The 13,543-nt window shown below is 45.7% G+C and carries 9 protein-coding genes and 1 tRNA gene; 3 read left to right on the top strand and 7 right to left on the bottom strand.

Features of this window, described 5'->3' with window-relative positions:
• Positions 1 to 6: 6 nt before the first annotated feature.
• Complete coding sequence (gene istA, locus EQU50_RS05985; protein WP_420886604.1) at positions 7 to 1,536, bottom strand: IS21 family transposase; 1,530 nt, start codon at positions 1,534 to 1,536, stop codon at positions 7 to 9.
• Between the two features lie 619 nt (positions 1,537 to 2,155).
• Here istA and EQU50_RS05980 point away from each other — a divergent pair.
• Entirely contained in the window at positions 2,156 to 2,413 is a 258-nt protein-coding gene (locus tag EQU50_RS05980; RefSeq protein WP_165380362.1) for a hypothetical protein, read from the top strand.
• A gap of 29 nt (positions 2,414 to 2,442) precedes the next feature.
• On the opposite strand, the gene typA is transcribed toward EQU50_RS05980, so the two are convergent.
• The 5 genes from typA to EQU50_RS05955 all read right to left on the bottom strand — a co-directional run bounded on the left by typA (position 2,443) and on the right by EQU50_RS05955 (position 10,043).
• The gene (typA, locus tag EQU50_RS05975; RefSeq protein ID WP_130154228.1) at positions 2,443 to 4,266 is read right to left on the bottom strand and encodes a translational GTPase TypA; all 1,824 of its coding nucleotides are present in this window, start codon (positions 4,264 to 4,266) and stop codon (positions 2,443 to 2,445) included.
• 72 nt (positions 4,267 to 4,338) lie between these two features.
• Positions 4,339 to 4,415, bottom strand: a tRNA-Arg gene (locus EQU50_RS05970).
• 84 nt (positions 4,416 to 4,499) lie between these two features.
• On the bottom strand, positions 4,500 to 6,629 hold the full coding sequence (locus EQU50_RS05965; protein ID WP_130154227.1) for a carbohydrate-binding module family 20 domain-containing protein: 2,130 nt from the start codon (positions 6,627 to 6,629) through the stop codon (positions 4,500 to 4,502).
• Between the two features lie 228 nt (positions 6,630 to 6,857).
• Positions 6,858 to 9,344 carry a carbohydrate-binding module family 20 domain-containing protein gene (locus EQU50_RS05960; RefSeq protein WP_130154226.1) on the bottom strand — a complete coding sequence of 829 codons (2,487 nt, stop codon included), beginning with the start codon at positions 9,342 to 9,344 and terminating at the stop codon, positions 6,858 to 6,860.
• An 84-nt stretch (positions 9,345 to 9,428) separates the two neighbouring features.
• Positions 9,429 to 10,043, bottom strand: coding sequence for a carbohydrate-binding module family 20 domain-containing protein (locus tag EQU50_RS05955; protein WP_130154225.1), 615 nt, complete (start codon positions 10,041 to 10,043; stop codon positions 9,429 to 9,431).
• A 176-nt stretch (positions 10,044 to 10,219) separates the two neighbouring features.
• Here EQU50_RS05955 and EQU50_RS05950 point away from each other — a divergent pair, with 176 nt between their 5' ends.
• On the top strand, positions 10,220 to 11,368 hold the full coding sequence (locus EQU50_RS05950) for an ISAs1 family transposase (protein WP_130153184.1): 1,149 nt from the start codon (positions 10,220 to 10,222) through the stop codon (positions 11,366 to 11,368).
• 163 nt (positions 11,369 to 11,531) lie between these two features.
• On the opposite strand, the gene EQU50_RS05945 is transcribed toward EQU50_RS05950, so the two are convergent.
• Positions 11,532 to 12,212 (bottom strand): small ribosomal subunit Rsm22 family protein, encoded by a 681-nt coding sequence (locus EQU50_RS05945; protein WP_130154224.1) that lies wholly within the window; start codon positions 12,210 to 12,212, stop codon positions 11,532 to 11,534.
• Between the two features lie 56 nt (positions 12,213 to 12,268).
• On the opposite strand from EQU50_RS05945, the gene EQU50_RS05940 reads away from it, so the two are divergent.
• Positions 12,269 to 13,507: a glucose-6-phosphate isomerase gene (locus EQU50_RS05940; protein WP_130154223.1), complete on the top strand. Its 1,239-nt coding sequence runs from the start codon at positions 12,269 to 12,271 to the stop codon at positions 13,505 to 13,507.
• Positions 13,508 to 13,543 lie beyond the last annotated feature (36 nt).

Genomic DNA, 13,543 nt, shown 5'->3' with positions numbered 1-13,543 from the left:
TTTAGATTATTTAAAGTATTTTTGGCCACGAATATATTCGTGAGAATCAGAGAGGCTATTGACTTCTGAGGACGAGGATAAAGACTGTTGATCCATCTTGTTCTTCAAAATAGATTCAACATTTTTGTAACTGTGGCCTCCTATCTCTAAAGCCCTTTTACAAGCCAGCTCTAAACGGTCTTCACCGTAACTCTTGCCGAGCCTTAAAATCCCAAGACACGTGCGAAACCCCTGTTGAGGATGGGCGCGTGAAGCCATGATGACTTCTATCAATTTTGCCGTTGCTTCCCCCGTTTTCTTGGCCCAAGAAACAATTCGTTCGGGTGTCCATTCCACCTGTGCTTGATGAGCTTTTGGCATGTGCAGAGTATTTGTCGTATATCCGTTGGCACCATAACTTCTGACATGGGTCGCGACACATTTATTCTGACAAAAAATTTCAACAATCGTCGGTCCATAGCGAACATAGAGAGATTCCTTTGCCAAGGCATAGGGAACACTGTAAAAATGCTTGTCTAACTCAATATGGTAGTTGAAGCCGGCTTTAACTTTTTTCCACTCGGCGTACTCATACCGAGTTGTTGGAAGGGATTTTAATGCCTGTTTCTCAAGGTCTTGAAAGTGGCTTAAACGGGATCCTGGCAGTTTTTGGAAAGGACGTCGGTTTAAGACATCCAAAAGTGGCTGAATAGCTTGGTTTAACTCGCTCAAGCTAAAAAAGGTACGGTTACGAAGCTTGGCCAGAATTTGTCTCTCGACTTGTTGGACTGCATTCTCAACTTTAGCTTTATCCTTCGGACTTCTTGACCTTGTTGGAATAATTGCGACGCCGTAATAAGAGGCCATATCTTGATAGGTTGGGTTGATATCAGGTTCGTAAAGATGCGCCTTATGGACCCCACTCTTTAAATTGTCTGGCACAACAATCTCTGGACAGCCACCATAATATTCAAACGCATTCACGTGAGACTTGAGCCAGTCTGCAAGCGCTTGGGTCCATGTGGCCTCCACGTAGGTAAAACTGGACGCACCAAGCGCAGCTACAAAAATCTGTGCTTCACCGACTTCCCCTTCCGACGTATCCGTTACAACGGACATCGTTTGACCGGCATAATCCACAAAAAGTCTCTCTCCTGCTTTGTGGGTCTGGTGCATCCAGACATCAAGTGTTGAATTACGCCATCCTCGGTAAACGTCGCAGAACTGGCTGTAGCTAATCCCTTGGGGGTACTTTTCTTTATACTCACTCCATAATAATTGTAACGTAACATGCTTGCACTTGAGTTCTTTATGAATATAAATGCAATCAATCTCTCCCCGTTGTTCTTTATTGATTTTTTGAGCAGGCGGATACAGCTTGATCTCCAACTCTTCGTCGCCTAGATTGTCGGGCACAGGCCAGCTTAAGTTAACTGCTTTTGCCCTCTTGACGCCTTCAACCGCCGTACTCGCGCTAATGCCAATGCTCTTGGCTATCTCCTGGTAACTACATCCACAGCTGTACCGTAAACGTAAGATTTCTCTGATCTTTCTCATTGATATGTGACTCCGTGACATGGGCTGTTCCTTTCATGTTTTGTTGAACAAAAAAAGGATACAGCGTTCATAAAACGCGTTTTATAACCAAAGGTCTCCTTGATACAGGAGGTCAAAGGCCATCGCTTCGTCTTGGAATCGTTATTCGATTTAAACCAGAATCACTGTTTGATTTGAACCGGAATCACTGTTCGATTTGAGCCGGAATCACTGTTCGATTTGAACCGGAATTGCCGTTCGGATTAGACCAGAATCACCATTCGAATTGAGCCGGAATTGCCGTTCGGTTTAGACCGGAATCACTATTCGATTTTCGCCGGAATACGCAGATCTGGCTTACAAACATGTTTCTCAAGAAAGTTATCTCATCTTCGTTAAGGAATGTCTAAAGCATCCAATCATTGCTGAACTGTTTGGTCATGATGCAATTTCTAAGATTAATTTCTATCTTGAAAAATATGACCCCCTTTTTCCAGATGGGGCAGAAATTCATCTTGTTCATGGTGATTTTGATCCGGCCAATATTCTTGTCGATAAGATCAATGGGGCCTAGGATGTAACAGGCGTTTTAGACTGGGAATTTTGTTTTTTAGGATCGGTTTTGTGGGATGTAGCCAACATGTTGCGCTATGCTCACCATATGCCAGCCATTTTTGAACAATCTTTCTTGCAAGGTTTAAACAACGGAAGTGTTCAATTGGCTGGTGATTGGCGAATCCGCGTTCATATATTGAATATACTGTCTCTTCTTGATTGCTTGGTAAAAGGGACCCCTAAAAAGCGGCCGAACCAATGCGCTGATATCCAAGAGTTAATTCATCACATTCTTGAACAGTTGGATAAAAACAATGATCGGAACCCCTCCTCTCCCGGGTAAACGGGAAAGAAGGTTTCAGAACAGCTAACCTATTTCGCGCTCCGCTCAGCCCGTTTACGCTCATTTGGGTCCAAAAAGGCTTTACGCAAACGAATCGATTTCGGCGTGACTTCCACGCGTTCATCGTCTTGAATATACGCAATCGCTTGTTCCAACGTCATCACACGAGGGGGGGTTAGGCGAATAGCCTCGTCCTTGCCAGAGGCCCGAACGTTGGTCAATTGTTTTGCTTTTAAGGCGTTTACTTCCAGGTCGTTATCGCGGCTGTTCTCGCCAATAATCATTCCTTGGTAAATCGGCACACCAGAAGGAATAAACATTTGACCGCGCTCTTCCAGGTTCCACAAGGCATAGGCAACGGCATCGCCATCACCGTTGGAAATCAACACGCCATGACGACGTCCCTCGATGGGGCCCCGATAATTTTGGTAACTGTGGAAGACGCGGCTCATAACGCCTGTACCCCGGGTGTCTGTCAAGAAAGGCCCATGATATCCGATCAGTCCGCGTGACGGTGCCACAAACAGGATCCGGGTCTTTCCACCGCCCGATGGGCGCATGTCTGTCATTTCGGCCTTGCGCGCGCTCATGGATTCAACGACGACGCCAACATATTCGTCATCAACGTCAATTTGAACCTCCTCATGGGGTTCTTGGCGTTCACCTGTCACAGGATCATTTTGATAAAGCACGCGTGGTCGGCTGATCGACAGCTCAAAGCCTTCGCGGCGCATGGTTTCAATCAAAACGCCCAATTGTAATTCACCACGGCCTGCCACTTCAAAGGCATCGCGGTCTTCGCTTTCGGTAATCCGAATCGCGATATTCCCTTCGGCTTCGCGTTTTAAACGGTCAGCCAGCATACGTGACGTCAGTTTCGTGCCCTCGCGCCCAGCCAGCGGAGAATCATTAATGGAAAACGTCATCGCCAAGGTAGGGGGGTCAATAGGTTGCGCATGCAAAGGAACTTCAACCTCGGGTGAGGTAATGGTATCAGCCACGTTGGCCTTTTCCAAACCAGCCAAGGCCACAATGTCGCCGGCTCTTGCTTCTTCAATCGGCACCCGCTCTAACCCTCTGAACGACAGCAACTTTGATATTCTGCCCGTTTCAACAATTTGCCCTTCGGGCCCCATGACTTTGATGGGCATATTGATTTTCATGACGCCGCTTTGAACGCGACCTGTTAAAACACGCCCTAAATAGGAATCATATTCGCGCGTCGTTACCAACATGGTAAAGGGCGCTTCATCGTCACCGATAGGAGGGGAGACATGGTCTAAAATTAAATTGAATAAAGGGGCCAGATCGGTGCGTTCATCCTCCAGCTCTTTCACCGCCCAGCCGTTCCGGCCAGACGCGTACACAACCGGAAAGTCAAGCTGTTGATCGTTAGCTTCCAAGGCTACGAATAAATCAAAAATTTCGTCTAAAACTTCGTCTTGACGGGCGTCTTGACGATCAATTTTGTTAATAACAACGATCGGGCGCAAATTCAATTTCAGGGCTTTGCCCAAAACGAACTTGGTCTGTGGCATCGGGCCTTCTGCCGCATCCACCAGCAAGACAACACCATCCACCATGCTTAAAATACGTTCAACCTCGCCGCCAAAGTCCGCGTGTCCTGGGGTGTCCACGATATTGATCCGCGTATCATTCCACATCAACGACGTACACTTGGCCAAAATCGTAATTCCGCGTTCGCGTTCTAAGTCGTTCGAGTCCATCGCGCGTTCGGCAACATTTTGATTGGCGCGAAACATGCCACTTTGTTTCAAAAGGTTGTCAACAAGGGTTGTTTTTCCGTGGTCAACGTGGGCGATGATTGCGATATTACGCATAGCAGTAGTCATAGTAATCTTTTCATTCTGGTGATATATACCCTTCGCCTTTCGAAGTCTGTCTCGAAACTCACAAGGTATGGTTGGCGCGTCCTAGAGGATTCGAACCTCTGACCTACGGCTTAGAAGGCCGCCGCTCTATCCAGCTGAGCTAAGGACGCAATATTACATGACTTTAAACAGGCTTGGCCTATTGTTCAATATTATTTTGCGAATGTATTGTTTTGCAATGGGTCATTCTTACTCTACCAACTAGGCGTAGCTGCAGCAGGCCCAGTGCCACTAACTGTATATGATCGGTTACTTCCACTTTCCCATCTTGTGATTTTACCACCGTTGGCTACGACAAACTTATACTGCAACGATACATTCTGTGGAAATCGCAAGGGAAGCGATGTCCAGGTAGGAGGAAAAGTTAAACCGGTAGCGGTAGGGTTATAATAATTCTGGTTGCGCAGCAAACCATTCAAAAGATCAAGCCTGGGTGCCCAATTTCCCAATAAGGGATGGTTCCCAACAACAAAAACCTGATTTGTTTTATATGTATTGCTTATAAAACTTGGCGAGGGTACTGAGAAGGTCACATCATAGGCGGTTTGACTTGATGCGTCCGAAAGAACGAAGAACTTTGCGTTCCTGAGAGGAATGGTAAAAATCGAGGTTGATGAGGATGAGGTGGGGATGGTTGTCGCGGCGCTTAAATTCCCGGTCGTTGGTGTTGTTAAGCCTAACACCTCCTGATATGCATTATTAGAACTGATGTTGGGGATATAGGCTGACGGTACCCCACTGATGAAACCTTGAGTTATTGTATAAGGATTGCTCCCTCTATTGATCACAGCAAAGCCATACTGACGGGCTATCAGCAGGACATCAGGTGTTAAAGCCACCATATATTCATGGGGGGCATTTTTTTGTTCCATCAGCACGCGAAAAGCCAGCCCACGCTGAATGATGCCAGCGGTATCCCGTTCATCTTCAAAACGCAAGATCATGGGGTTACCGTCCCGTTTCGCACATATATAGGCAATCGCCAACTGGGACAGGATTGTGTCCGTTGGATTATTTGGGTTTTTAGAATTGCTGTAGAACGTGCCCGATCCTGGTTCCCCTGCTACAAAAGGATATTGATCGTGATTTGTTGAAAATGTAGCCGTTGTCATATTGCCAATACCAGTGGGCATAACAAGTGTACTCATCGATTGCCCCCCAACGAAACAGTTGGCCAAAGAGTAATGCAATGGATGATCTTCCACAGGGACAACGGCCCCATAGCTTGCCAAGGCCGTTAAAGATTGGTCATTTTCCCCATACCCAAAGGAAACGGGTACAGTGGATGATTGGAACAAACCAGCCGCATTGGCTTGTGTGCAAATAGCCGTGGTATCAGCGGCGCCAAGCCCATACAAATAATCAAAACGCACACCACTGATTCCAATGTCACTAAGAAGCTTCATGTAATTTACCACCATCTGTCGTACCATTGAGCTGCTGGTATTCAAATCAGGACCATAATCCCAAGAGACGGTTGTATAAGGTGGGTTTTTGTTATAGGGATTGAAAAAAGTCGATAAATCCACACTTGTATCCCAGGTATAGGTAGCAAGAGCTGTCCCAGTGGCTGCCACATAGGTGAACGGATGAAATTGCCCTCCTGAAGATGAAGGTTTATCGGTCATATATCCAGACGTTTGATTAAAAACCACATCCGCAATAATCCCTAGGCCCTTGTCCTTTGCAGCATTGATAAGAGACACAAGATCAGCCATCGAACCATAGCGATCGGACCCCAAACGGTATCCAACGGTTTTCCCATTGACGGTCACCCCATATGCCGCAACAGAAGATGGTTCGGGTTTTCCCGCCGCCACAAAACCAGCCTTTAACTCATTTAGATAAACCGAATTCGAATCCAACACACAAATCAGCGGTTGGTAGGCAAATTCCCATCCATTGTATGAATAAGGGGGGATTACGGCTTGAACAGGAGTTGTTGTCGAGCTTTGAAACACCTGTGCCTGCTGTGCGTCTGTATCTTTTCGATCGATGGGGGGTGGCATCATCTGTATAGACGGCGATGTCAGATGCGGCGGTGAAATTTGTATGTGTGTATAACCCTTATTTTTAATAGCGTCCAACATTGTGCTAATGGGAGCCGTGGCTGTTTCCCCTGGAAAGGTCGCCCCTATGTTTGTTTGGGTTACATAGGGCAAATCAAATGCATGATAAACCCGGAAATTGTTAACAAGCCCCTTACTTTGGGGATTAAACAACAGCGTCCCATCCAATGCGGCACTCGTAATTGCCTGCACAGGCACGGGAAGTGTTAAAAGCCATAAGGCTGACAGCAATAGTCTAGGTTTACATTGTATCATTTCAAAACCGACAAAATAAAATAATATAAAACTAACTTTACAGAATAAAAGTTAACAAATAATTAAATAGGGAGCTTTATTAGGATATATACCTATTTCAGGTCATTTTATGGAATTCCTTTGTCACTCCTCTGCAGGCGGGGGGCCAGTTGTATTTCCTGGATTCCGGCCTGCGAGGGAGTGACAAACAGGGGTGAGATAAATTATTTGCAATGGGTCATTCTTACTTTACCAACTAGGCGTAGCTGCAACAGGCCCCGTGCCACTAACTTTATAGGATCGGTCTGGCCCTCCTGATGATGAAGGAAGATCACTTTCCCACTTTAATGAACCATTAACTTTTGCGACAAATTTGTATTTTAATGATACCCCTGATGGAAACCACAAGGGAAGCGACGTCCAGGTAGAAGGAAAAGGTGGATTACTGGAATAAGACTGTTTGCGCAGCAAACCGTTCAAGGAGTCAGGGCGGGTCGACCAATTTCCCAATATGGGATGGTTCCCACAAACAAACACCTGGTTTGTTTGATCCGTATTGATTATAGAACTGGGTGAGCCAACCTGAAATGTTACGCTGTAGGAATTCTGAGGGGTGATTACAGGCGTTTGAAGAACAAAAAATCGCGCATTCTGGCCAGGTACAGACAGACTATCTATGGCGGTTAGACTTCCCAAGGAGGTTGCCGGACTAAAACTGTAAGTCTGTGTAGCTGGAGTAACTGTACGTGAATTCAGTGAGATAGAAAATGAGTTGGATGGTGATGAACCACTTGTTGGCACATACATTGCGGGGAAAACTCCAGTCCGTGTGGGTGGTGCTGATAGAGTCTGTGATGGCAATGGCAACGGGCTTAAAGAATCCACTTCTGCATATGTCCCAGCGGGGATGTAAAGCTGCGCGTCACTGGTGGAGAATTTATTTAAAATATCCGCCGTCGCTGTCGTATATGTCGTTATCGCCCTATTAAGAATTACAAAACCAAACTGGCGCACTATCAACAACACGTCCTTGGTTAAATCCACGATATATTCATGGGGGGCATTTTGTTGACCCATCAGCACACGAAACGCCAGCGCACGTTGAACGATGGTGGCAAGAGTGTCTTGTTCATCTTCAAAACGTAAGACCAGGGGATTACCGTCTCGTTTTGAGCATATATAAGCAATCGCCAATTGGGATGTAACTGTATTGGTGACCAGCTGAGCTGCACGGATTGGAGGGCTGGTTATTCCTGAATCTATATAATAGAACCCCGCCTCATTTTGGTTTGTCGACACCCCAATGTACTGGTCGTGGTTTGTTGAAAATGTGGAGGCTGTAATATTACCAAGGGCTGTGGGCATAATCAGATTACTGATGGGCGGCAAGGTCGGTTGATACGGCGCGCTGCCACCACCGATGGTATCAGGATGGTATGTCAAACAAGAGGTTAGTGAGTAATGCAAGGGGTGGTCTTCCACAGGCACAGTGGCCCCATAGGTTGCTATGGCCGATAAAGATTGATCATTTTCCCCATACCCAAACGAAAGGGGGAAAGTGGATTGGAACAGACTGGAAGTCTTAACGCCATTAAATGTACCTGCCAAAATACTTGTGGTGGCCTGAGCACCGACCCCATACAAAAGATCAAAACGGACGCCGGCAACTCCGATATCACTTAGCAGTCGCAAATAACCCACCATCATTTTTTGTACGTCTGATTTGGTGCTGTCCAAATGGGGGCCGCCCCCCCATGACTTGGGTCCGCCACCACCGTAAACATAAGGGTCGAAAAATGGTGTTAAATCCACATTTGGATCCCAGGCAAAAGTCGCTGGGCCTGTTCCACTGTTGGTATAGTTATAGGGATGAAATTGCTTATAGTTTGTGTCAAGTAATCCTGGACCTGAATGATACTTGCCGGTGCTGTCAGGTTGTGGTCCAGTAGGCCCACCTGCATAATTTGTCATGTATCCAGACGTTTGATTAAAGACAACATCAACGATGATTCCAAGATTTTGTGCCCTTGCATTCGTGATAAGAGCCACAAGATCGGCCATCGACCCATAACGATCACAACCCAGACGGTATCCAACAACTTTTCCATTGACTGACACCCCATACTGGGAAACAAGTTTTTTACTGCTTCCATCTCCATTTTTCCCGAACACACCGTCCAATTCGTCTTGATATGATTTACCACTACCACTAGGAGGCTGATAATCCAAAACACACAACATGGGTTGGTAAGCACATTCCCAGGCATTATAGCTGTAACGGAATATGGGCAAGACGGTGTTTGCACCTCCACCAGATAATGGTTGAGTTACTAATTGCTGTGTTAGCTTTTGCCCATATGATGCGTTTAGAGGTGGCAATGGTATCGAGGGGGAAGAAGCTTGGGCTGGCGAGACCAATATATGGGTATACCCCCTGTTCGCGATAGTCGCCAGATTACTGTCAATTGGGTCTGTGGCTGCTGCTCTACCCGGAGTATAGTCACTGTATTTAGGGGTTTCGGCGAAACTTGGCCCTATAGAGGTTGGAGTGTGATAAGGCAAATCAAATGCATGAAAAATCCGGCAACTGTTAATCAGCGCTTTGGTTGGACTGGCGGCGCCAGGATTAAACAAAAGCGTCCCATTCAATGTGGCACTGGTAATCGCCTGAACAGGTTTTGAAAACCCCAGAACCCCTAAGATTGATAACGATATTATAACTTTAAGCTTCTTCATTTTAAAAACTCCAAAAAAATTCAATTTATACAATTCAGATCATTTTCCAGGATGCGAATGTAACGCGAATTATTGATCATTTTATTACCAGGTGTCATTTGTCTGAGATTTTGAAAGGGGTGAAATAGTCAAATTATTTCCAGAATACCAAGTTATATTGCTGCCATTTTTTGTGATATACTTATAGGACACACTAGAATACGGATTGTTAAATTTTATAGATGCAGCTAATAACGGCACGCCAGCTGTGGTTTTATTTCCGGTAGAGGTCATGGCTATCGCGCCTGTGGTGGTGCTCCAAGTACCCAATTCAACAACTGATCCTGTCAAATAAACATTTGTTTTTCTAGTCGCCAGCGAAAAGATCGTTGCCGAACTAATATAGGTACCGGTTACCACTTGATTGCCTGTCCCGCTTAAGGTCCGACTTTGTGGCTTTTCAATATCTTGTATTGTGGTTGTCGTCCCCGATTTGTCTAAAGACATTGCTCCAAATTCATAGGAAATAGAATTCCCATTCGGAAGAGCTACACCAATCGGGAAAGTGATGGGGAGGGTCTTCCAAATATTTGTGCCAGTTGGATTATTGGTAGTGTTTATCATGACGTTTAAAAAGTCAGGACGTGCTATGGGGTTAGACGTCATAGACCCATCAACCTTAGACGACGCAGAACCACCCAATAACGGATGGTTCCCCAAAACGCATACCTGTTGACCGAAAGCAGAGGGGATGTTTGCAGGGGTGGTAACATGGCGATTGCACTGAAAATTAGTTTAGTATTCTAAAAATTATTTCCTAATTTTTTATTCGGCTTTTCTGCTGTTCTATCCGTTGTTATTATTCTTTTTTCTCAATAAAGAAAAAGGAAACAGGGATGCAGTTATCAGATACTTTCCTCAAACATTTTGAACCTCTTGCCGATCCTCGTATTGATAACCACAACAAGCTTCACAAATTGCACGATATCTTGGTAATAACAATATTGGCCACAATTTGTGGCGCTGATAACTGGGTTGATATTAGTGAATTTGGCAAAGCCAAATACGATTGGTTATCAACATTTCTCGAGCTGCCTAATGGTGTGCCATCTCATGATACTTTTGGCCGTGTGTTTTCCATACTTGACCCAGAGCAATTTGAATCCTGCTTTTATGCATGGATCAAGTCACTCTCTATCGATGTTAATTCTGAGATTATTGCTATTGATGGAAAAACGCTACGGGGTTCTGGCAACAGAAGAAAAGAGAAAAAAGCCCTACACATTGTAAGTGCCTGGGCAAGCAATCAAAGTCTTCTTTTAGGGCAAGTTAAAACGGATGAAAAATCCAATGAAATTACAGCCATTCCAAAATTACTCAAGATGATTGATGTTACTGGTAGTACAGTCACCATTGACGCCATGGGTTGTCAGCAGTCAATTGCTGAAGAGATCTTAATTCAAGGTGCAGACTACGTATTAGCTCTAAAAGATAATCAACCGAAGCTTCATGAAATGGTCAAGGCAATTTTCCATATAGGAGAATCACGTCAGTACAAGAAGATGCTTAATCGACGGAAAGTAGAGAAGATCCATGATCATGGTCGCATAGAAACACGTCGCTATACATTAGTATCAGCACGCGATCCGGCAGTATTTCAACTTCGTTGGCCTGGGTTAAAGGGTGTTGGCATGCTTGAAACAACACGCACAACTAATAATCAGGTTGAGCGTAGTACCCGCTACTTTCTAACAAGTTTAGCCTATGAAAATATTGATCAGTTTATGGTTGCTGTCAGAAAACACTGGAACATAGAAATTAACCTGCACTGGTCTTTGGATGTAGGTTTTAGGGAAGACCATAACCAGGTGCATGTTGGCCACGCGGCCAAGAATTTGGCTGTCATGAGACGTATTGCTTTGAATCTACTCAAGCAAGAAAAAACGAATAAACGAGGGGTGAGCTGTCGACGGAAGGTAGCAGGCTGGGACAACAAATACTTATTGAAAATTCTAACCGCTGACCACAATTTAAAGCGCGTTTGAGCGGATTGACTGATATAAACGGTAAGTCTTTTAAAGGGGAGGATAGTGTCTAAAAATAAAAAAAACAGGAAGTAGATCTCTCAAAACCTACAAAATCAAATCAATCTACAAAAGTTTGGGAAATAGCAGAAACCGTAATTTTAAAAACTAGGCTGAGGAGATGTCAGTGCAATCGCCATGTCTCAGTCAGTGGGCACCGATCTTGATGGGGGCAGGGGGCCACGATGACTGCTCCTTTACCCAACAATTCATCGCGCACCCTTAAAAGATACTCAAAATCATGGGGCGTTCCAGGCGTTACAATAAGAAAGTATTTCATCGTCTTTTGCCAAGCCTTTAGAATGGCATCTTGCTGTTGACCTGCCTTCAATTCGCCCAATACATAGGCCAAGACGACTATGTCAAACCCTTCATCAAGAAGCTTCTGCAGGGAATCGACGGAATCATGAATAGGCTGATAGCTTGGCCCAGGGTTTAAATGCTCCCACAAGGCCCTTTGAAAATCATACATTAACCGGTGATTTTCAACCAATGTCAGGCGTCGCAGGCTTGGCCAATAATCCAAGGCGGCCAAGCTGGCTGTCCCAGGGCCGGCGCCTAAATCTAGCAAAGACTGGGGATGAAAATCCGCTGGTAAGTGCTGATAGCAGGACTGAACGGCATGGTAAGTCGCCGGCATGCGGGCGGCGGCATAGATGGCCATCGCCTGGGCGCTTTTCAAGGCTGACGTGGAAAGCTTTTGACGATAGGCTTCGGTTAGCTGATTTTGGAAAGTTTGCAAGGCTTTCGTTGTTAGGGATTGGCATTGTATTTGCGCAAACGCTAAAGCTTTTTCATAGAACATTTTGATTCAAGATGTATATTAGATCTTACAGACCTTTAAACTAGATAAAAATCATCATGAACACAAACCCCCTTTCTCAAAAAGCACAACAAACCCTAGAGTATCTGCAAAAACTGGTGACGACTCTGCCATTGTTCCAAAGATTGACGGATGACATGACGGCGATTCAAGAAAAAGCCGATCATTTTCGCCAGTTTCAGGATGTTCTTATTTTAGGCACCGGGGGGTCAAGTCTGGGCGGGCAGGCCATCACGGCTTTGCAAGAATCGGCCTCGCCAAAACTGCATTTTTTGGACAACATTGATGCGCACACTTTTGCCGACGTTCTAAAGACGGTTTCGCCCCACAAGACGGGGGTTATTGCCATTTCAAAGTCGGGCAATACGGCGGAGACGTTGATGCAGCTGTTGACATGCCTAAAGGTTTGGGATGAAACGCCACTTGCTCATCATTTTTTGATTGTAAGTGAACCCGGTCAAAACGCGATCCGCGAGGTAGCATCAAAATTTTCTCTGCCCACTTTGGATCATCCCGATGATATTGGGGGGCGGTTTTCGGCCTTTACTGTGGTTGGTATGCTGCCCGCCTTTATTGCGGGTATTGATGGACAAAGCTTGCGTCAAGGGGCACTGGATGTGTTGGCGAACCTGAAAGAGGCGACTGTTCACGACAGCCCGGCATTGGTGGGCGCGTTGACGCAATTCAGCCTTTGCCAGCAACACGTCAATCAGTCGGTTTTGTTCACGTATTGCGACCGGTTGCAGTTATTGGCCAGTTGGTATTGTCAGTTGTGGGCTGAAAGTGTGGGTAAAAAAAATGCGATCGGGCTGGCGCAGGGGACGACGCCGATCAGGGCGGCCGGGGCGACGGATCAGCATTCTCAGCTGCAGCTTTATCTTGATGGTCCACGCGATAAATTCTTTACGGTTTTAACGCTGGCTCAACAGCATTCATTGGATTCTGCACAGGCGGACTTTTTTGATCATCCGGCCTTAACAACGTTGCACAACAAAACTATGGGACAGTTGATGATTGCCGAGCAAATGGCCACCATTGATACGCTTAAAGCAAACAATTGCCCTGTGCGCGAATTAAAGCTGGAGCAGCTGACGCCCAGAAGTTTGGGGTCCCTGATGATGCACTTTATCTTGGAAACTCTTGCCATGGCTCATTTGTTAGAGGTTAACCCCTTTGACCAACCCGCCGTGGAACAGGGGAAAAAATTAGCCCTGGACTATTTATCCAGGGCCGGTGGGTGCGCCAAGCATGGTGCAGAGGTCCTTATTGAAGAATAAGGACGCTATAGTTTAGGTGGTGAGAGTCCACTGCAC

This window comes from Candidatus Finniella inopinata (assembly GCF_004210305.1).
Taxonomy (GTDB): Bacteria; Pseudomonadota; Alphaproteobacteria; order Paracaedibacterales; family CAIULA01; genus Finniella; species Finniella inopinata_A.
Note: the sequence above shows the minus strand (reverse complement) of the source record. Positions and strands in the feature narration are given on the sequence as shown.